Source organism: Kitasatospora misakiensis, from assembly GCF_042656005.1.
Taxonomy (GTDB): Bacteria; Actinomycetota; Actinomycetes; order Streptomycetales; family Streptomycetaceae; genus Kitasatospora; species Kitasatospora misakiensis.
This window is the reverse complement of record NZ_JBHSOF010000014.1, coordinates 19,885-39,511: the sequence shown is the minus strand read 5'-3', so window position 1 is coordinate 39,511 and position 19,627 is coordinate 19,885. Positions and strand designations below refer to the sequence as shown.

Sequence of the window (19,627 nt, the reverse complement as noted above, 5' to 3'; positions counted from 1 at the left end):
GGCGCGACCCCGAGGCCCGGCGCGACCCCGAGGCCCGGCGCGACCCCGAGGCCCGGAGCGGGCGGCCGGACCGGCCGGCCGCCCGCGCCACGGCGCCACGGCGGGCGCTACCGCTCCCAGGGCAGCGCCGGCGGGGTCTTCGCCGGCCGCTCGGCGAGCGCCGCCAGGGCGATCCGGACCCCCTCCGCGAGCTGCGGGTCCTCCCCCGCCGCCCAGGCGTGCGGCGGGAACGGCACCTCCACGTCCGGGTCCACCCCGTGGTTCTCCAGGCCCCAGCCGCGCTGCTCCGACCAGAACGCGTACTTCGGCTGGGTCACCAGCGTCCCGTCCACCAGCGAGTACCGGCTGTCGATGCCGATCACCCCGCCCCAGGTGCGGGTGCCGACCACCGGCCCGATGCCGAGCGCCTGGATCGCCGCGTTGACGATGTCGCCGTCCGAGCCCGAGTACTCGTCGGCCAGGGCGACGACCGGCCCACGCGGCGCGTCCTCCGGGTACGGCGCGGGGTTGGCGACGTCCCGGGCGACGCCCCAGCCGACGATCCGCCGGGCCAGCTTCTCGACCACCAGCTGCGAGGTGTGCCCGCCCCGGTTGCCCCGGATGTCGACGATCACGCCCTCCCGGGCCATCTCCGAGCGCAGGTCGCGGTGGATCTGCGCCCAGCCGGTGGTCTGCATGTCGGGGATGTGCAGATAGCCGAGCCGGCCGTCGGACAGCTCGCGGACGGCGGCCCGCCGCCCCGCCACCCAGTCGTGGTAGCGCAGCGCCTCGTCGTCGGCGAGCGGGACGACCACCGGGTGGCGCTGGTCGGTGCCGTCCTTGCCGGCCACGGTCAGCTCGACCGGCTGCCCGGCGGTGCCCGCCAGCAGCGGCGCCGGGCCGGTCACCCGGTCCACCGGGCGGCCGTTGACCGCCAGCACCGCGTCCCCGGGGCGGACGGCCGCGCCCGGCGCGGCCAGCGGCGAGTGCGCCCGCGGGTCCGAGGACTCGCCGGGCAGGATCCGCGCGATCCGCCACACCTCGCCGTCCCTGACCAGGTCGGCGCCCAGCAGGCCCTGCCGGCGGGCCGGCTCGGTGTGCGCGCCGTGCGGCACCACGTACGCGTGCGAGGTGCCCAGCTCGCCGTGCACCTCCCAGAGCAGGTCCACCAGGTCGTCGTGGGAGCCGAGCCGCTCCACCAGTGGCCGGTAGCGGGCCAGCACGCCGGCCCAGTCCACCCCGTCGAGGTCGGGACGCCAGAAGTTGTCCCGCATCAGCCGGCCGTTCTCGTCGAACATCTGCCGCCACTCGGCCGCCGGGTCGACCGTCACCCGCAGCCGGTCCAGGTCGACGTCGATCTCGTCGTCCTCGCCGGACGCCTTGTGGTCGGCGGGCACGATCCGCAGCTCGCCCTCGTCCAGCACGGCCAGCCGGGCGCCGTCCCCGCTCACCGCGAAGCCGTCCAGGCCGTCCACCAGCTGCTCCGCCCGGCGCTTGCGGAAGTCGAAGCGCTCCAGGGTGGGCCGCGGGCGCTCGTCCTCCAGCGAGGCCGCCTCGTCCCCCAGCTCGCCGACCAGCGGCAGCCTGGTCCACAGCACGCCGTCCTTGGCGGCCCGCAGGCTGCCGAACCGGCCGCCCTCCACCGGGAAGGGCACGATCCGGTCGGCGATGCCGTCCAGGTCGACCCGGGTCGCCGGCGGCGCGTCGGCCGCCCCCTCCTCGCCGTCCGCCCGGCGGGTCTTCGGCTCGTCGTCCTCCCCGCCGACCGGCCGGCCGGCCCGGCGCGGCCCGAACGGCGACGGCGTGTCGGCGGCCAGCGTGATCAGGTACGGGCGGCAGCCGTTGGGGAACGACAGGTCGAAGACGTGCGAGTCGTACACCGGGTCGAAGCTGCGCACCGAGAGGAACGCCAGGTGCCGGCCGTCCGCGGTGAACGCCGGGGAGGTGTCGACGAACCGCTGCGGGGTCGCCTCGGAGACCGTCCGGGTCGCCAGGTTGGCCAGCACGATCTGGCGCAGCGACCACGGCCCGAGGGCCGGCTGCGACCAGGCCAGCCAGGCCGAGTCCGGGCTGAACGCCAGCCCGCTGACCTCGCCGTCGGTGCTGTGCGCCAGCTCGTGCACGACGCCGTCGGCCAGCGTCACCAGCAGCACCCGGCCGTCGTGCGAGCCGACCGCCAGCTGCTTGCCGTCCGGCGAGACCAGCAGCGAACGGACCCGGCCCAGCCGCCCGCCGGCCAGCCGGCGGCGCTCGGCGCCGAGCACGGCGGGCGCGTACTCGATCGCGTCCTCGCCCTCGGCGTCGGTCACCCAGACCACGCCCTGCGTGGTGTCCTCGCCCGCCGTACCCGGCACCACCCGGGCGAGCCGGCCGCGCACGCCGGGCGTCTCGTCCAGCACGCGGGCCGGGCCCTCCCGGTGGGTCAGCCAGTGCACGGTGCCGCGCACCACCACGGCCCCGGCCCGCCCGGTGCGGTCCGGGGCGGCACCCTCCAGCCAGTACGCGGCGGACACCGGACGCGGGCGGCGGCCGGTGCGCGGGCCGGCCAGCCGGACGTCCGGGCGGTGCGGCTCGGCGCCGTCCAGGTCGTCCAGCAGCCACAGGTCGCCGGCGCTGTGCCAGACCACCCGGGTGCCGTCGGTGGTGGCGTTGCGGGCGTAGAAGCCCTCCGGGGAGGTGCTGTGCCGCCGCAGGTCGGAGCCGTCCGGAAGGCTGGAGTACAGCGCGCCGACGCCCTCGTGGTCGGAGAGGAACGCGATCCGCCCGCCGACCCAGAGCGGCGACTCGATGTTGCCGGCCAGCTCCTCGTGGACCCGCGCGAACCGCTCGGCGCCGATCCACAGCCGGCCGGTCCGCCCGCCCCGGTAGCGCTTCCACCAGGCCGGCTCGGTGCCGAACGCCGAGACCAGCAGCACCCGGTCGCCGTCCGGTTCGAAGGCCAGCCCGCCCACCGGGCCGTACGGCAGCCGCGCGGCCTCGCCGCCGTCCAGCGGCACCGCGTGCGCCCAGGTGCGGCGCAGCGAGGCCTGCCCGGCGGCGGTGGTGGCGATCGGCCGGCCGTCCGCAGTCCAGCCCCGCAGCTGGGTCTGCGCGTCGCCCCAGTGGGTCAGCCGCCGGGACGGCCCGCCGTCCACCGGGGCCACGTGCACCTCCGGGGCGCCGTCCCGGGTGGAGGTGAACGCCACGTGCCGGCCGTCCGGGGAGAACATCGGTCTGCGGACCGGACGGTGATCAGCGGTCAGCCGCCAGGCCCGGCCGCCGTCCAGCGGGGCGAGCCACACGTCGTTCTCGGCCACGAAGGTGATCAGGTCACCGTGCAGGTGCGGGTGGCGCAGGTAGGCGCCCTGGGGAGTGCTCCTGGATTCGCTCACACCGCCCACCCTAGGCATCCGGGCCGGCTGTGCGCCCGCACTTCGCGGACCGCGAACCCCTACGGGGGACTGGGCCGTCAGGCCCAGCGGCCGGTCCGGCCCAGCAGCAGCGCGCCGGCCGCCACGCCGGCGGTGGAGGTGCGCAGCACCGACGGGCCGAGCCGGTACGGCTTCGCGCCGCCCTCGGCGAAGGCGGCCAGCTCCTCCGGGGAGACACCGCCCTCCGGGCCGACCACCAGCACCAGGTCCCCGGTGGCCGGCAGCACGGCCCCGGCCAGCGGCTCGGCGCCGTCCTCGTGCAGCACGGCCGCGAAGGAGGCGCCGATCAGCACCGGGGCCAGCTGCCGGGTGGTCATCACGTCGCGGACCACGGGGAAGCGCAGCCGGCGGGACTGCTTGCCGGCCTCCCGCGCGGTGGCCCGCCACTTGGCGAGCGCCTTGCCGCCGCGCTCGCCCTTCCACTGGGTGATGCAGCGCGAGGCCGCCCAGGGGATCACCACGTCCACGCCGACCTCGGTCATGGTCTCCACGGCCAGCTCGCCCCGGTCGCCCTTGGGCAGCGCCTGGACGACGACGATCCGCGGCGCCGGCTCCGGCTCGCGGCGCACGGCCGCCACCGTCACGTCGATCTCGTCCTTGCCGTGCACCGCCGCGACGGTGCCGTCCACGCCGAGGCCGAGCCCGTCCGTCAGGGTGACCGCCTCGCCCGGCTCCAGCCGCTTCACGGCGGCCGCGTGCCGGCCCTCCGGCCCGTCCAGCCGGACCAGCGCGCCGGGCGCGGCGGCGGCGATCCGCTCGGTCTCGACGACGAACACGGGCGCGGTCATGCGGGGAACCTCCGGGGTGGGAACGGGAACGGGGACGCGAAAGGGGTGCCGAGGAAGCCTCGGCACCCCCGCGCGGGACGGCTACCGGCCTACCGGCCGTTGAAGGCGTCCTTCAGCCGGGAGAACAGCCCCTGCTGCCCGGGCGCGAACTGGCCGGACGGCCGCTCCTCGCCGCGCAGCACCGCCAGGCGGCGCAGCAGCTCCTCCTGCTCGGCGTCGAGCTTGGTCGGCGTCTGCACCTCGACGTGCACTATCAGGTCACCGCGCCCGCCGCCGCGCAGGTGGGTGATGCCCCGGCCGTGCAGCGGGATCGACTGGCCGGACTGGGTCCCGGGCCGGATGTCGACCTCCTCGACCCCGTCCAGGGTCTGCAGCGGCACCTGGGTGCCGAGCGAGGCCGCCGTCATCGGGATGGTGACGGTGCAGTGCAGGTCGTCGCCGCGCCGCTGGAAGACCGTGTGGGCGGTCTCGGCGATCTCGACGTACAGGTCGCCGGCCGGGCCGCCGCCGGGGCCGACCTCGCCCTCGCCGGCCAGCTGGATCCGGGTGCCGTTGTCGACACCGGCGGGGATCTTGACGGTCAGGGTGCGGCGGGCGCGGACCCGGCCGTCGCCGGCGCACTCCGGGCACGGGGTCGGCACGACGGTGCCGAAGCCCTGGCACTGCGGGCAGGGGCGCGAGGTCATGACCTGGCCCAGGAAGGACCGGGTGACCTGGGAGACCTCGCCCTTGCCGCGACACATGTCACAGGTCTGCGCGGAGGTGCCGGGCGCGGCGCCCTCCCCGCTGCAGGTGGTGCAGGTGACGGCCGTGTCGACCTGGAGCTCCTTGGTGGTGCCGAACGCGGCCTCCTCCAGGGTGATCTCCAGCCGGATCATGGCGTCCTGGCCGCGCCGGGTCCGCGAGCGCGGACCGCGCTGCCCGGAGGCGGCGCCGAAGAAGGCGTCCATGATGTCGGAGAAGCCGAAGCCCGCCGCGCCCGCGCCGAAGCCCGCGCCGGCCCCGCCGTTCGGCGAGAGCGGGTCGCCGCCGAGGTCGTAGACCTGACGCTTCTGCGGGTCGGAGAGCACCTCGTAGGCGGCGTTGATCTCCTTGAACCGCTCCTGCGTCTTCGGGTCCGGGTTGACGTCCGGGTGCAGTTCGCGTGCCAGGCGCCGGAACGCCTTCTTGATCTCGTCCTGCCCCGCATCCCGTCGGACGCCGAGTACCGCGTAGTAGTCCGTGGCCACCAAATGCTCCGCTTGTTCCGCCTGTAAGAGTGCTTGCGACTTCGGGCGCCGTCGGCTGTCCGACGACCCCGTTCCTACGACTCGGCCAGGATCTGGCCCACGTACCGTGCCACCGCTCGCACCGCCCCCATTGTGCCCGGGTAGTCCATCCGGGTCGGACCGATCACACCCAGTTTGGCCACGCTCTCGTCGCCCGAACCGTAACCGACCGAGACGACCGAGGTGGAATTCAGCCCCTCGTAGGCATTCTCCCTGCCGATCCGGACCGTCATCCCCGCGTCCGCGGTCTCACCCAGGAGGCGGAGCAGGACGACCTGCTCCTCCAGCGCCTCCAGCACCGGCTGGATGGTCAGCGGGAAGTCGTGGCCGAAGCGGGTCAGGTTGGCCGTACCGGCCAGCATGATCCGCTCCTCCCGCTGCTCGGCGAGCGTCTCGAAGAGCGTCGCCAGCACCGTGGACACGGTCGGCCGGTCGGCCGCCTCGAACAGGGCGGGCAGCTCCTCCAGCAGCCCCGGGACGTCCGGGAGCCGCTGGCCGGCGGCCCGTGCGTTGATCCGGCCCCGCAGGTCCGCGAGGACGGTCTCGCCGACCGTACCCGGGCAGTCCACCAGCCGCTGCTCGACCCGCCCGGTGTTCATGATCAGGACCAGCATCACCTTGGCCGGGGCCAGCGCGACCAGCTCGATGTGCCGCACCGTGGAGCGGCTCAGCGAGGGGTACTGCACCACCGCGACCTGGCGGGTCAGCTGGGCGAGCAGCCGCACCGTGCGGGCGACCACGTCGTCGAGGTCGACCGCGCCGTCCAGGAAGTGCCGGATCGCCCGCCGCTCGGGCGCGCTCATCGGCTTGACCTCGGCCAGCTTGTCGACGAACAGCCGGTAGCCCTTGTCGGTGGGGATCCGCCCGGCGCTGGTGTGCGGCTGGTGGATGTACCCCTCCTCCTCCAGCGCCGCCATGTCGTTGCGGACGGTGGCCGGGGAGACTCCGAGGTTGTGCCGCTCGACCAGGGCCTTGGAGCCGACCGGCTCCTCTGTCCCCACGTAGTCCTGGACGATCGCGCGAAGCACCGCGAGTTTGCGGTCGTCGAGCTGGCGGACCTCACCGGCCATGGGGCACGCACCTCCGTCTTCACGCGTTGTCCGTTGTGACACGCCGTTGTGGCATGTGTCCGCATTCGAGCTGTCCGGTCCGGCCCCGCAGGACCCGGCCCTGGCACTCTGAACACGCGAGTGCCAAAACCGTACCTGCCAGTGTAAGGCCCGGGTCCGACGGCAGGAACGGCCCGGCCGGGGTGATCCTGCCCGCAGTTCGCGGCGCGCGGGTGATGCCGCGGGCCCGGCCCGGTGGCAGCATCGGAAGCGGACGGCGAACGAAGGAGCAGCGATGTCGAGCTCGGGCCAGCACACCCGCTTCGCCCCCGACCGCGGCCTGACCGGCCGGATGGTGGGGACGATGTTCCTGATCGGGCTGCTGTACGTCGGATTCACCGGTCTGCTGATCGTGCTGCTGCGCGGCGCCTGGCCGATCATCGTGCTGATCTCGGGCGGCCTGTTCGTCGCCCAGTTCTGGTTCAGCGACCGGATCACCGAACGGGCGATGGGCGCCCACCGGGTCACCCCGGAGCAGTACCCGCAGCTGCACGGCGCCGTGGACCGGCTGTGCGCGCTCGCCGACATGCCCAAACCCCGGGTGGCGGTCGCCGACAACGACATGCCGAACGCCTTCGCCACCGGCCGCAACCCGCAGAACGCCGTGGTCTGCGTCACCACCGGCCTGCTGCGCCGGCTGGAACCCGAGGAGCTGGAGGGCGTGCTCGCCCACGAGCTGTCGCACGTCGCCCACCGGGACGTCGCCGTGATGACGGTGGCCGGCTTCCTCGGCGTGCTGGCCGGCGTGATGACCCGGATCGCCATGTACGGCGGCTTCCTGGGCGGCGGGCGCAGCAGCAGCAACGACTCCAACGCCGCGATCGCCGCCCTGGTGATCCCGCTGGTCTCGGTCGCCGTGTACGCGATCAGCTTCCTGCTGACCCGGCTGCTCTCCCGCTACCGGGAGCTGGCCGCCGACCGGGCCGCCGCCCAGCTCACCGGGCGGCCCAGCGCGCTGGCCTCGGCGCTCACCAAGGTGACCGGGCAGATCGCCGCCATCCCGACCCGGGACCTGCGGCAGGCGCAGGCCTACAACGCCTTCTACTTCGCTCCCGCGCTGAGCGCCCGGGAGGCCGCCACCCAGCTGTTCTCCACCCACCCGTCGCTGGAGCAGCGGCTGGCCCAGCTGGCGAGGATCTCCTCGGAGCTCGGCCGCTGACCGGTTTTCTCGCCCGACCCGTTCTCCTCTGACCGGAAGGACCGCCGTGGGCATCCTGGACGCGCTGTTCGGCCGCACCAATCCCGTGAGACCCGACCTCGACCAGCTGTTCGGCGTGCCGTCCGCCGCGCTGACCCTGGAGGCCGGGGCCGGCTTCCGGCCCACCGGGCTCGGCTCGGTCTGCTTCGCCTCGGTCGAGGGCGGCGCCTTCGACGAGGTCGAACGGCAGGTCCGGGCCCTGCTCGACGCCGACACCGAGCGCGGCGGCGTCCCCGTCGAGGCGTCCAAGGACGGGTACGGCTACTCCTGGCTGCTCGCCCGGCACGCGCCCGGCGAACTCCCGGAGCTGGTCAACGACCTGCACGCGGTCAACAGCGAACTGGAGGCGCACGGCTTCGGCCCGCAGCTGCTCTGCTCGCTGGTCGGCTTCCGCGACGCCGCCGGACGCCGCCCGCTGGCCCTGGTCTACCTGTACAAGCGCGGCACCTTCTACCCCTTCGCGCCGATGCCCGGCGGCGGGGAGAAGCGTGACAGCCCGCTGGAGCTGGAGGTCAACGCGATGCTCGGCAACGACCTGCGGCTGGAGAAGGACCTCACCCGCTGGTTCCCGGTCTGGGGCGCGCCGGGGCTGTGAGCCCGGGCCGAACTCGCCGTTCACGGGCTGACGACCCGTGGGCTCCGGGGAAATATGCTCCGGGGAAATAGACTCCGGGGAATGCGCAGCCGCCAGTACGGACCCGACCTGACCCCGCCGTGGAAGAACCAGGCCCCGGCCCCGGACGTGCCCGCCGAGCGGGACCTGGTGGTCGAGGAGGCCGCGACCGGCTTCTGCGGGGCGGTGGTGCGCTGCGAGAAGACCGCCGAGGGCCTCACCGTCACCCTGGAGGACCGGTTCGGCAAGCACCGGGTCTTCCCGATGGTCCCGCGCGGCTTCCTGCTGGAGGGCCGGGTCGTCACCCTGGTCCGCCCCTCCGGCCCCGCCCCGGCCGGCGGCCCCGGCCGCACCGCCTCCGGCTCGGTCGCCGTCCCCGGCGCCCGCGCCCGGGTGGCCCGCGAGTCGCGGATCTACGTCGAGGGCCGGCACGACGCCGAGCTGGTGGAGCGGGTCTGGGGCGACGACCTGCGGATCGAGGGCGTGGTCGTCGAGTACCTGGAGGGCGTCGACGACCTGCCCGCCATCGTCGCCGACTTCGCCCCCGGCCCGGACCGCCGCCTCGGCGTCCTGGTCGACCACCTGCTCCCGGGCACCAAGGAGCACCGCATCGCCGCCCGGGTCACCGGCCCCCACGTCCTGGTCGTCGGCCACCCCTACATCGACGTCTGGCAGGCCGTGAAGCCCGCCTCCGTCGGCATCCCCGCCTGGCCCGCCGTCCCCTGCGGCGAGGACTTCAAACTCGGCACCTGCCGCCGCCTGGCCTGGCCCGAGGACACCCCCGCCGCCTGGAAGCGGATCCTCGCCTCGGTCGACTCCTACAAGGACCTGGAGCCGGAGCTGCTGGGCCGCGTCGAGGAACTGATCGACTTCGTGACCCAGCCGGATCAGGAGTAGACCCGGAACTCCGCGGTGTCGAGGACGATGCCCACCCGGTCCAGCGGCACCGGCTCACCGAACTTGGTGGTCCGCTCGGACACGTAGTCCGGAAGCCCCGAGGCGGTCGACCGACTCGGCTCGGTCAGCAGCACGCAGACACCCTTGATCGGATCGACGATCAGGTAAACGGGCACGGCACCCTCGGCGTAGAGCTCCCGCTTGGTCCGGTAGTCGCGCAACACGCTGGTCTTCGACACCACCTCGACGACCAGGGTGACCGCCGGCGCGGGAACCAGACGACCGAGCCCCTCCGAAGCCCCCCGCTCGATCACCACCAGATCCGGCTGGGGCTCGCTGGCATCGGCGGGAAAGGCCACGTCCTGCGTCTGGAGCCGGTGCCAGCGCGTGCGCGGGATCTGGTCGACGATCGACTCGACGATGAGGTTGTGGGCCAGGTCGGGCCCCGCCATCATCACGATTTCCCCCCTGATGAGCTCGGCCTTGAAGCCTTCCGGGACCTCCAGATTCTCGAAGATCCCCGTCATCCGGTCATCGATGGCGGTCATTGCGCGCTCCCTCCGACGGCTGACACCACGTTAACGAGTCTCAGTCCACCAGGTCACGTACCACAGCGTCGGCCAGAAGGCGGCCCTGGAGGGTGAGGGCGGCGCGGCCCTCGGTGTAGGGGGTGGGGGCGAGGAGGCCGTCGGCCAGGTGCTGCCGCGCGGCCTTCAGGCCGGTCTCCGTCAGGAGGTCCAGGGGGATGCCCTCGGCGAGGCGCAGTTCCAGGAGGATCCGCTCGACCCGGCGGTCCTCGGCGGTGAGGCGCTCGTGGCCCTGGGCGGGGGTGCGGCTCTCGGCGAGCGCCCGGGCGTACTCGGCGGGGTGCTTGGCGTTCCACCAGCGGACGCCGCCGACGTGGCTGTGCGCGCCGGGGCCGGCGCCCCACCAGTCGCCGCCGGTCCAGTACAGCTCGTTGTGGCGGCAGCGGCCCTCGGGGGTGGTGGACCAGTTGGAGACCTCGTACCAGCGGTAGCCGGCCGCGCTCAGCGCCTCCTCGGCGATCAGGTAGCGGTCGGCGTGCACGTCGTCGTCGATCATCGGCAGTTCGCCGCGCCCGACCCGGGCGGCCAGCCGGGTGCCCTCCTCGACGATCAGCGAGTAGGCGGACACGTGGTCGGGGCCGGCGCCGATCGCGGCGTCCAGGGACGCCCGCCAGTCGTCGTCGGACTCGCCGGGGGTGCCGTAGATGAGGTCGAGGTTGACGTGCTCGAAGCCCGCCGCGCGCGCCTCGGCGACGCAGGCCTCGGGCCGGCCGGGGGTGTGGTGGCGGTCGAGCAGCTTCAGCACGTGCGGGCGGGCCGACTGCATGCCGAAGGAGATCCGGTTGTAGCCGCCCTCCCGCAGCTCGGCCAGGTACGCCGGGTCCACGGACTCCGGGTTGGCCTCGGTGGTGACCTCGGCGCCCTCGGCGAGCCCGAACTCCTCGCGGATCGCGGCGAGCATCCTCACCAGGTCGGCGGCGGGCAGCAGGGTCGGGGTGCCGCCGCCCAGGAAGACGGTGCGCACCGGCGGCGCGGCGTCGCCGAGCACCCGGCGGGCCAGCCGGACCTCGGCGACCACGTTGTCCGCGTAGGTCTCCTGCGAGGCGACCGTGCCGGAGGAGCGCAGCTCGGTGGCGGTGTAGGTGTTGAAGTCGCAGTAGCCGCAGCGACTGGCGCAGTAGGGCACGTGCAGGTAGAAGCCGAACGGCCGCGAGCCCAGCCCGTCGAGGGCGTGCGCGGGCAGGGAACCGTCGGACGGCACGGGTTCGCCGTCGGGGAGTGCGGAGGGCATGACCCCATTGTCCCGTACGGCGCGCCGGAGTCGGCGGGCCGTACGGGACGGGCGGGGCGGCGGGCGGCTCAGGCCTCGTTGGCGCCCGAGTACATCGCGGTGACCGCGTCCGCGTAGGTCCGCTCCACCACCGGGCGCTTGATCTTCAGGCTCGGGGTGAGCTCGCCGTGCTCGACGTCCAGGTCGCGCGGCAGCAGGTGGAACTTCTTGATCGTCTGCCAGCGCTGCAGCGAGCCGTTCAGCCGCCGCACGAAGCCCTCGATCAGCTCGTGGGTCCGCGGGTCGGCGGTCACCTCGGCGTAGGAGCTGCCGGCCATCCCGTGCTCGGCGGCCCACGGCATGATCACCGCCTCGTCCAGGCCGATCAGCGCGGTGCAGAAGTTGCGGCCGTTGCCGATCACCAGGACGTTGCTGACGAACGGGCAGACCGCCTTGAACCGGCCCTCCACCTCGCTCGGCGCGACGTACTTGCCGCCGGAGGTCTTGAAGAGGTCCTTCTTGCGGTCGGTGATCCGCAGGAAGCCGTCCGCGGACAGCTCGCCGATGTCCTCGGTGTGGAACCAGCCGTCCGACTCCAGCACCTCGGCGGTCTTCTCCGGCAGGTTGTGGTACCCGCGCATCACGCCCGGGCCGCGCAGCAGGATCTCGCCGTCCTCGGCGATCCGCACCTCGGTGCCGGGCAGCGGACGGCCCACCGTGCCCACCCGGAGGTCCTCGGCCCGGTTGACGCAGGAGCCGGCGCTGGTCTCGGAGAGGCCGTAGCCCTCCAGGATCGGCACGCCCGCGCCGACGAAGAAGTAGCCGATCTCGGGCGCCAGCGCGGCACTGCCGGACACCGCCCCGCGCAGCCGCCCGCCGAACGCGGCCCGGATCTTGGCGTACACCAGCCGGTCGGCGATCGCGTGCTTGATCCGCAGCCCCGCCGGGGCGCGGCCGACGCCGGTCGCCACCCGGCTCTCCTGGACCGCCCGGGCGTGGTCGCGGGCGGTGCGGGCCGCCCACTGGAAGATCCTGTACTTGGCGCCGCCCTCGGCGCGGGCCCGGCCGGCGATGCCGTTGTAGACCTTCTCGAAGATCCGCGGCGCCGAGGCCATGACGGTCGGCCGGATCACCGGGAGGTTGTGGATGATCCGGTCCACCCGGCCGTCCAGCGCCATCACGTGCCCGGTGGCGATCTGCCCCGAGATCAGCGTCTTGCCGAACACGTGCGACAGCGGCAGCCACATGAACTGCACGTCGTCGGCGGCCAGCAGCCCGCTCGCCTCCTGGGCCCGGCCCTCGTACGCCCAGCAGTCGTGGACCAGCCGCACGCCCTTGGGGCGGCCGGTGGTGCCGGAGGTGTAGATCAGGGTGGCCAGCTGCTCCTTGTCGAGCGCGGCGACGGCCTTGTCGACCGCGTCCGGGTGCTCGGCCAGGTGCGCGGCGCCGAGCCGCTCCAGCTCGGCGAGGGAGATCACCCGCAGCCGGCCGGCCTCGGGCGCCCCGCCGGGCGCGTCGAAGAGGATCACCGTCTCCAGCGCGGGCAGCCGGTCCAGCTCGGCGACCACCTTGTCCAGCTGGGCGGCGTTCTCGGCGAAGAGGGCCCGGGAGCCGGAGTCGGAGAGGATGAACGCGGTCTCGTCGGCGTTGGTGCTCGGGTAGACGGCCGTGGTGGCCGCGCCCGCGCACATGTTGCCGAGGTCCGCGAGGACCCACTCCAGACGGGTGGAGGAGGCCAGCGCGACCCGGTCCTCGGCCTCGATGCCCAGCGACAGCAGCCCGGCCGCCACCGCGTACACCCGGGACGCGGCCTGCGCCCAGGTCATCGACCGCCACTGCTCGGCGCCGGGGGTGCTGTCCGCCGCGTGCTCGTCCACCGGGACCGGGTAGCGGTAGGCCTCACCGCCGGGGGTCAGCGCGACCCGCTCCTGGAACAGGTGGGCGACCGAGGTCGGACGCCCGGCGACGATGTCGGTGCGGCCGGAGTCGATCAGGGACTGCGCGGAACTCAACGAGGACCTCCGGGGGCGGGTGGCCGTCTGTGGGATCTGGAGGACGAGGTCCGCGGGCTGAAACCGGCGCCGCGGAGGGAACGCGCGGCGACCGTGGGGGCGGTCGCCGACCCTCCCGGAAACCTGGCTGGTACCAGCGAGTAACAAGAGGGCTTCCAGCAGCCTAGGGGGAAACCGGTCATTCCGTAAGGGGGCTGACACAGCTGGCACCCTCCCGAACCATCGGTGCACGGCACCACCTCCACCCCCGGAACGTTCGGCAAAGGGCAGGACAAAGATCCGGCTCGCTTGCCCGGAATCTGCTGTACGAGCCCGCCGAACAACGAGAATTGGGATGCCAACGCCGCCGCCGACGACAAGAGTGAGCCAGTGCTGATCAGACTGCTCGGGGCGTACCTCCGCCCCTATACCCGACCGATCACCCTGCTGGTGCTCCTCCAGCTGGTCTCCACCCTCGGGCTGCTCTACCTGCCCACACTCAACGCCGACATCATCGACAGCGGTGTGATCAAGGGGGACACCGGCTACATCCTGCAGGTGGGCGCCGTGATGATCGGCGTCACCGTCCTCCAGACCCTCTGTTCGATCTGCGCCGTCTACTACGGCGCGCGCACCGCCATGGCCGTCGGCCGCGACATCCGGGCCGCCGTCTTCGACCGCGTCCAGGGCTTCTCGGCCCGCGAGGTCGGCCAGTTCGGCGCGCCCTCCCTCATCACCCGCACCACCAACGACGTCCAACAGGTCCAGATGCTGGTCCTGATGTCCTTCACCATGATGGTCGCGGCGCCGATCATGTGCGTCGGCGGCATCATCATGGCCCTCAACCAGGACGTGCCGCTCTCCGGCCTGCTGCTGGCGGTCGTCCCCGCCCTCGGCCTCGTCGTCGCCGTGCTCGTCCGCCAGCTGCGGCCCCGCTTCCGCAGCATGCAGGACAAGATCGACACCGTGAACCGGGTCCTGCGCGAGCAGATCACCGGCATCCGGGTGATCCGCGCCTTCGTCAAGGACGACCACGAGCAGAACCGGTTCGGCGAGGCCAACGAGGACCTCACCGGCGTCTCGCTGCAGGTCGGCAAGCTGATGGCCTACCTGTTCCCGAGCGTGATGCTCGTCGTCAACGTCTCCAGCGTCGCCGTCCTCTGGTTCGGCGCCCACCGGATCAACAGCGGCGACATGGAGATCGGCGCGCTCACCGCGTTCCTCTCCTACCTGCTGCAGATCCTGATGAGCGTCATGATGGCCACCTTCATGTTCATGATGGTGCCGCGCGCCGAGGTCTGCGCCGAACGCATCCAGGAGGTGCTCGGCACCGACTCCAGCGTGGTGCCGCCCACCGCCCCCGTCACCGAGGTGCCGCGCCGCGGCCACCTCGAACTGCGCGAGGTCGACTTCCGCTACCCCGGCGCCGAGGCCTCGGTGCTCCGCGGCATCGACATCACCGCCCGCCCCGGCGAGACCACCGCCGTCATCGGCTCCACCGGCAGCGGCAAGTCCACCCTGCTCGGACTCGTCCCCCGGCTCTTCGACGTCACCTCCGGCCAGGTCCTGCTCGGCGGCGTCGACGTCCGCGAACTCGCCCCCGGCGCCGTCTCGGACAGCGTCGGACTCGTCCCGCAGAAGCCCTACCTGTTCTCCGGCACCGTCGCCAGCAACCTCCGCTACGGCCGGCCCGACGCCACCGACGAGGAGCTCTGGCACGCGCTGGAGATCGCCCAGGCCAAGGAGTTCGTCGAGAAGCTCCCCGAGGGCCTCGACGCGCCCATCGCCCAGGGCGGCGGCAACGTCTCCGGCGGCCAGCGCCAACGCCTGGCCATCGCCCGCACCCTGGTGCGCCGGCCCGACATCTACCTCTTCGACGACTCCTTCTCCGCCCTCGACTACGCCACCGACGCCAAGCTGCGCAAGGCGCTCGCCCGGGAGACCACCGAGGCGACGGTGGTGATCGTCGCCCAGCGCGTCTCCACCATCCGCGACGCCGACCGGATCATCGTCCTGGACGAGGGCGCCGTGGTCGGCACCGGCACCCACGGCGAGCTCATGGCCGACAACCCGACGTACCGGGAGATCGTGCTCTCCCAGCTCACCGAGCAGGAGGCGGCGTGACCAGCCCCGACAAGCCCTCCCCCGGGTTCGACAAGGCGCCCGGCGGGCGGCCGGGCGGCGGACCCGGCTTCGGCAAGGCACCGGGCGGACGGCCCGGTGGGCCCGGCGGCCCGGGTGGCCCGGGTGGACCCGGCGGCCCCGGCGGCCGTCCGGCTCCGGAGGGCGGCGACTCGCAGGCCGCCGCCGCCCGCCGCGGCCCGGCCGGCCCCGGCCGCTTCATGGGCGGCCAGGGCGCCGAGAAGTCCATGGACTTCAAGAACTCCGGCAAACGGCTGCTGAAACTGCTCCGCCCCGAACGCGCCCTCATCGCCGGCGTCCTCGCCCTCGGCGTCCTCAGCATCGGCGCCGCCATCGTCGGCCCCAAGATCCTCGGCCACGCCACCGACCTCATCTTCGCCGGCGTGGTCAGCGGCCGCTTCCCCGCCGACGCCTCCAAACGGCAGATCGTCGACGCCATGCGCGCCCGCGGCGACGGCGACCTCGCCAACCTGATCTCCTCGGTCGACTTCACCCCCGGCCAGGGCATGGACTTCGACGCCATCGGCAGCATCCTGCTCTGGGTCCTCGCCATCTACGTCGCCTCCGCCGTCTTCGGCGTCGTCCAGGGCCGCCTCGCCGCCCGCGCCATCCAGCGCGTCGGCTACCGGCTGCGCCAGGACACCGAGGCCAAGCTCGCCCGGCTGCCGCTCAGCTACTTCGACAAGCAGCCCCGCGGCGAAGTCCTCAGCCGCGTCACCAACGACATCGACAACATCAGCCAGACCATGCAGCAGACCACCGGCCAGGTGATCAACTCACTGCTGACCGTCATCGGCGTGCTCGCCATGATGTTCTGGATCTCCTGGCTGCTCGCCCTCATCGCCCTGATCGCCGTCCCGCTCTCCGTCGTCGTCGCCACCCGCGTCGGCAAGCGCGCCCAGCCCCAGTTCGTCCAGCAGTGGCGCTCCACCGGGCAGCTCAACGCCCACATCGAGGAGATGTACACCGGCCACGCCCTGGTCAAGGTCTTCGGCCGGCAGGCGGAGTCCGCCGCCACCTTCCGCGAGCACAACGAGGCCCTCTACGCCTCCAGCTTCAAGGCCCAGTTCATCTCCGGCATCATCCAGCCCGCGATGATGCTCATCGGCAACCTCCAGTACGTGCTCATCGCCGTCGTCGGCGGCCTGCGGGTGGCCTCCGGCGCCCTGACCATCGGCGACGTCCAGGCCTTCATCCAGTACTCCCGGCAGTTCAGCCAGCCGCTCACCCAGGTCGCCAGCATGGCCAACCTGGTGCAGTCCGGCGTCGCCTCCGCCGAGCGCGTCTTCGAACTCCTCGACTCGCCCGAGCAGACCCCCGAACCGGCCATGCCCGAACGCCCCGACGCCCTGCGCGGCCGGGTCGTCTTCCAGGACGTCGCCTTCCGCTACGACCCCGACAAGCCGCTCATCGAGGACCTCTCGCTCAAGGTCGAACCCGGCCAGACCGTCGCCATCGTCGGCCCCACCGGCGCCGGCAAGACCACCATGGTCAACCTGCTGATGCGGTTCTACGAGGTCAGCGGCGGACGGATCACCCTCGACGGCGTCGACATCGCCGCCATGTCCCGCGAGGACCTGCGCTCCGGCATCGGCATGGTCCTCCAGGACACCTGGCTGTTCGGCGGCACCATCGCCGACAACATCGCCTACGGCGCCGACGGCGCCACCCGCGACCAGGTCGTCGAGGCCGCCCGGGCCGCCCACGTCGACCGCTTCGTGCGCACCCTGCCCGACGGCTACGACACCGTCATCGACGACGAGGGCACCGGCGTCAGCGCCGGCGAGAAACAGCTCATCACCATCGCCCGCGCCTTCCTCGCCCAACCGTCCATCCTGGTCCTCGACGAGGCCACCAGCTCCGTCGACACCCGCACCGAGGTGCTCATCCAGCGGGCCATGGCCCGGCTGCGCACCGGCCGCACCAGCTTCGTGATCGCCCACCGGCTCTCCACCATCCGGGACGCCGACGTGATCCTCGTGATGGAGAACGGCTCCATCGTCGAACAGGGCGGCCACGACGAGCTGATCGCCGCCGACGGGGCCTACGCCCGGCTCTACAAGGCGCAGTTCGCCGAGGCGGTGGCCGAGGTCGAATAGCCGGTCGAATAGCCCCCGGGGCGCTCCCGCGCCCACCCGGTGAACCCCGCGCAGCCCGGGGCGGACGGCCCGACGGCCGGTCCCGCCCCGGGCCTGCGCATGTCAGGGCACGCCGCCCGGCCGCCCCGGCGGGCCGGGCGCTACCGTAGGGCCCGTGAGTGACGACCCGTCGGCGGCGACCGCCGTGCCCACCCCCGGCAGCACCGACCCTGCCCCTGCCGTCCAGGCCGGCCCGGACGCCCCGGACGCCTTCGAGGCCAACCGGCGCTACCTCGGCTCCGTCGCCTACCGGATGCTGGGCTCGTTCACCGACGCCGAGGACGTCCTCCAGGAGGCCTGGCTGCGCTGGCGGGCCGCCGACCGCGCCACCGTCGCCGACCCCCGCGCCTACCTCACCACCGTCGTCACCCGCCTCTGCTACGACCAGCTCGGCTCCGCCCGGGCCCGCCGCGAGTCCTACTTCGGCGAATGGCTGCCCGAACCGTCCCTCTCCTACCAGGACGGCCCCGCCTCCCCCGCCGACCTCGCCGAACTCGGCGAATCCGTCTCGCTCGCCCTGCTCGCCGTCCTCGAACAGCTCACCCCCGCCGAACGCGCCGCCTTCGTCCTGCACGACGTCTTCGCCGTCGGCTTCGACGAGATCGCCGCCTCGCTCGACCGCAGCCCCGACGCCGCCCGCCAACTCGCCTCCCGCGCCCGCCGCCGGGTCAAGGACGGCAACCGGCGGGCCACCGCCGACCCCGCCGAGCACCGGCAGGCCGTCGAGGCCTTCGCCGCCGCCACCGCCCGCGGCGACATCGAGGGACTCCTCGCCGTCCTCGACCCGGACATCGTCTGGCACTCCGACGGCGGCGGCCTCGTCACCGCCGGGTCCCGCCCGGTGTTCGGCGCGGACAAGGTCTCCCGGCTCGTCGCCGGCCTGGTCGCCAAGTGGGTCACCCCCGACACCGTCTTCGAGTTCGGGCTGGTCAACGGCGAGCCCGGCCTGGTCTGGTACCCGCAGCCGGGCGTGGTCGGCGGCGTGATCGCCTTCACCGTCGCCGACGGCCGGATCACCGAGGCCTTCACCGTCATCAACCCGGAGAAGCTCACCCACCTCAACCCGCCCGCCGACCCCGCGGCGGTGTGACGCGGCTCACCGTCACAGTCCGACGGGCTCCGTCGTCCCCCTTCCGAACACGCGGAGAGCGCCCCCCGGTCACCCCGGGGGCGCCGCGAGAGGGCGCCACCGACGGCGCCACGAAGGAGCGGGACGACATGACCGAGAAGCAGATCGTCGTACTGGGTGCCGGCTACGCCGGCCTCGCCGCCGCGACCCGGGCCGGCAAGCGCGGCCGGGTCACCCTGGTCGCCCCCGAGGCGCGCCTCCTGCACCGCATCCGCCAGCACGAGACCGCCGCCGGCCACCCCGAGCACCGGCCCGCCCTCACCGAGGTGCTGCGCGGACGCGCCGTCCGCCACATCGCGGCCCGCGCCACCGAACTCGACCTCGCCGGCCGCAAGGTCCTCCTCGACAACGGCGACGCCCTCGCCTACGACACCCTCGTCTACGCCCTCGGCAGCCGCACCGCCCGGCTCGGCGTCCCCGGCGCCGACGAGCACGCCTACACCGCCGAACGGGCCGCCGAGGTCGCCGAACGGCTGCGCACCGCCGACCGCCCCGGCACCGTCGCCGTCGTCGGCGGCGGCGCCACCGGCATCGAACTCGCCGCCGAACTCGCCGAGGCCCACCCCGGCTGGACCGTGCGACTGGTCGCCGCCGACCGGGTCGGCGGCTGGTTCTCGGCCAAGGGCCACGACCACGTCCACCGGGTGCTGCGCGGCCTCGGCGTCGGCATCGACGAGCACAGCGCCGTCACCGCCGTCGACGCCGGGGGCCTCACCACCACCGCCGGCCGGATCCCCGCCGACCTGGTCGTCTGGGCCGCCTCGATGGAACCGCACCCGCTCGCCGCCGAGGCCGGCCTCGCCGTCAACCCGGCCGGACAGGCGATCGTCGACGACCACCTGCGGTCGGTCTCGCACCCCGAGGTGCACGTCGTCGGCGACGCCGCCGAGGTCACCGTCCCCGGCACCGGCACCCTGCGGATGGGCTGCGCCACCGCGCTGCCGCAGGGCCAGTACGTCGGCAAGCTGATCGCCGGGCGCACCGACAAGCCGTTCGCCTTCCGGTACGTCGTGCAGTGCCTGAGCCTCGGGCGGCGCGACGGGCTGGTCCAGCTGATCCACGGCGACGACTCGATGCGGGCCGGCGCGCTCACCGGGGCGGCCGGGCGGGTGATCAAGGCGGCGATCCTCAAGAGCGTCGTGCTGTCGCTGCGCTGAGCGGCCGGCCG

14 protein-coding genes are annotated in these 19,627 nt (G+C 73.6%); 7 read left to right on the top strand and 7 right to left on the bottom strand.

Translation table 11 applies throughout. From position 1 onward, the window contains the following. Window positions 1-107: 107 nt before the first annotated feature. The 4 genes from ACFP3U_RS13535 to hrcA all read right to left on the bottom strand — a co-directional run bounded on the left by ACFP3U_RS13535 (window position 108) and on the right by hrcA (window position 6,515). Window positions 108-3,368 (bottom strand): S41 family peptidase, encoded by a 3,261-nt coding sequence (locus ACFP3U_RS13535; RefSeq protein WP_380225710.1) that lies wholly within the window; start codon window positions 3,366-3,368, stop codon window positions 108-110. 59 nt (window positions 3,369-3,427) lie between these two features. Then, window positions 3,428-4,177, bottom strand: coding sequence for a 16S rRNA (uracil(1498)-N(3))-methyltransferase (locus tag ACFP3U_RS13530; RefSeq protein ID WP_380225709.1), 750 nt, complete (start codon window positions 4,175-4,177; stop codon window positions 3,428-3,430). A gap of 89 nt (window positions 4,178-4,266) precedes the next feature. Continuing rightward, a complete protein-coding gene (gene dnaJ / locus ACFP3U_RS13525; RefSeq protein ID WP_380225708.1) occupies window positions 4,267-5,406 on the bottom strand; it encodes a molecular chaperone DnaJ in 1,140 nt (379 codons plus the stop codon). Between the two features lie 74 nt (window positions 5,407-5,480). Next, window positions 5,481-6,515 (bottom strand): heat-inducible transcriptional repressor HrcA, encoded by a 1,035-nt coding sequence (gene hrcA, locus ACFP3U_RS13520; RefSeq protein WP_380225707.1) that lies wholly within the window; start codon window positions 6,513-6,515, stop codon window positions 5,481-5,483. Window positions 6,516-6,789: 274 nt separating this feature from the next. Between hrcA and htpX the strand changes: the two genes are divergently transcribed. From htpX to ACFP3U_RS13505, 3 genes are all read left to right on the top strand, one after another. Beyond that, entirely contained in the window at window positions 6,790-7,713 is a 924-nt protein-coding gene (htpX, locus tag ACFP3U_RS13515; RefSeq protein WP_380225706.1) for a zinc metalloprotease HtpX, read from the top strand. Window positions 7,714-7,759: 46 nt separating this feature from the next. After that, window positions 7,760-8,347, top strand: coding sequence for a PspA-associated protein PspAB (gene pspAB / locus ACFP3U_RS13510; RefSeq protein ID WP_380225705.1), 588 nt, complete (start codon window positions 7,760-7,762; stop codon window positions 8,345-8,347). A gap of 81 nt (window positions 8,348-8,428) precedes the next feature. Then, window positions 8,429-9,262 (top strand): DUF3097 domain-containing protein, encoded by an 834-nt coding sequence (locus ACFP3U_RS13505; RefSeq protein ID WP_380225704.1) that lies wholly within the window; start codon window positions 8,429-8,431, stop codon window positions 9,260-9,262. Here ACFP3U_RS13505 and ACFP3U_RS13500 read toward each other — a convergent pair. From ACFP3U_RS13500 to ACFP3U_RS13490, 3 genes are all read right to left on the bottom strand, one after another. Continuing rightward, window positions 9,253-9,810 (bottom strand): Uma2 family endonuclease, encoded by a 558-nt coding sequence (locus ACFP3U_RS13500; protein ID WP_380225703.1) that lies wholly within the window; start codon window positions 9,808-9,810, stop codon window positions 9,253-9,255. The two genes, ACFP3U_RS13505 and ACFP3U_RS13500, sit on opposite strands and share 10 nt — an antisense overlap. 40 nt (window positions 9,811-9,850) lie before the next feature. Continuing rightward, a complete protein-coding gene (hemW, locus tag ACFP3U_RS13495; protein WP_380225702.1) occupies window positions 9,851-11,080 on the bottom strand; it encodes a radical SAM family heme chaperone HemW in 1,230 nt (409 codons plus the stop codon). A gap of 68 nt (window positions 11,081-11,148) precedes the next feature. Then, on the bottom strand, window positions 11,149-13,071 hold the full coding sequence (locus ACFP3U_RS13490) for an AMP-dependent synthetase/ligase (RefSeq protein WP_380225701.1): 1,923 nt from the start codon (window positions 13,069-13,071) through the stop codon (window positions 11,149-11,151). 369 nt (window positions 13,072-13,440) lie between these two features. Between ACFP3U_RS13490 and ACFP3U_RS13485 the strand changes: the two genes are divergently transcribed. From ACFP3U_RS13485 to ACFP3U_RS13470, 4 genes are all read left to right on the top strand, one after another. Further along, window positions 13,441-15,174: an ABC transporter ATP-binding protein gene (locus ACFP3U_RS13485; RefSeq protein ID WP_380225700.1), complete on the top strand. Its 1,734-nt coding sequence runs from the start codon at window positions 13,441-13,443 to the stop codon at window positions 15,172-15,174. Between the two features lie 218 nt (window positions 15,175-15,392). Further along, window positions 15,393-17,291, top strand: coding sequence for an ABC transporter ATP-binding protein (locus ACFP3U_RS13480; RefSeq protein WP_380225809.1), 1,899 nt, complete (start codon window positions 15,393-15,395; stop codon window positions 17,289-17,291). A gap of 154 nt (window positions 17,292-17,445) precedes the next feature. Further along, a complete protein-coding gene (gene sigJ / locus ACFP3U_RS13475) occupies window positions 17,446-18,420 on the top strand; it encodes an RNA polymerase sigma factor SigJ (protein ID WP_380225699.1) in 975 nt (324 codons plus the stop codon). A gap of 128 nt (window positions 18,421-18,548) precedes the next feature. Then, complete coding sequence (locus ACFP3U_RS13470) at window positions 18,549-19,616, top strand: NAD(P)/FAD-dependent oxidoreductase (protein WP_380225698.1); 1,068 nt, start codon at window positions 18,549-18,551, stop codon at window positions 19,614-19,616. Window positions 19,617-19,627: the final 11 nt, after the last annotated feature.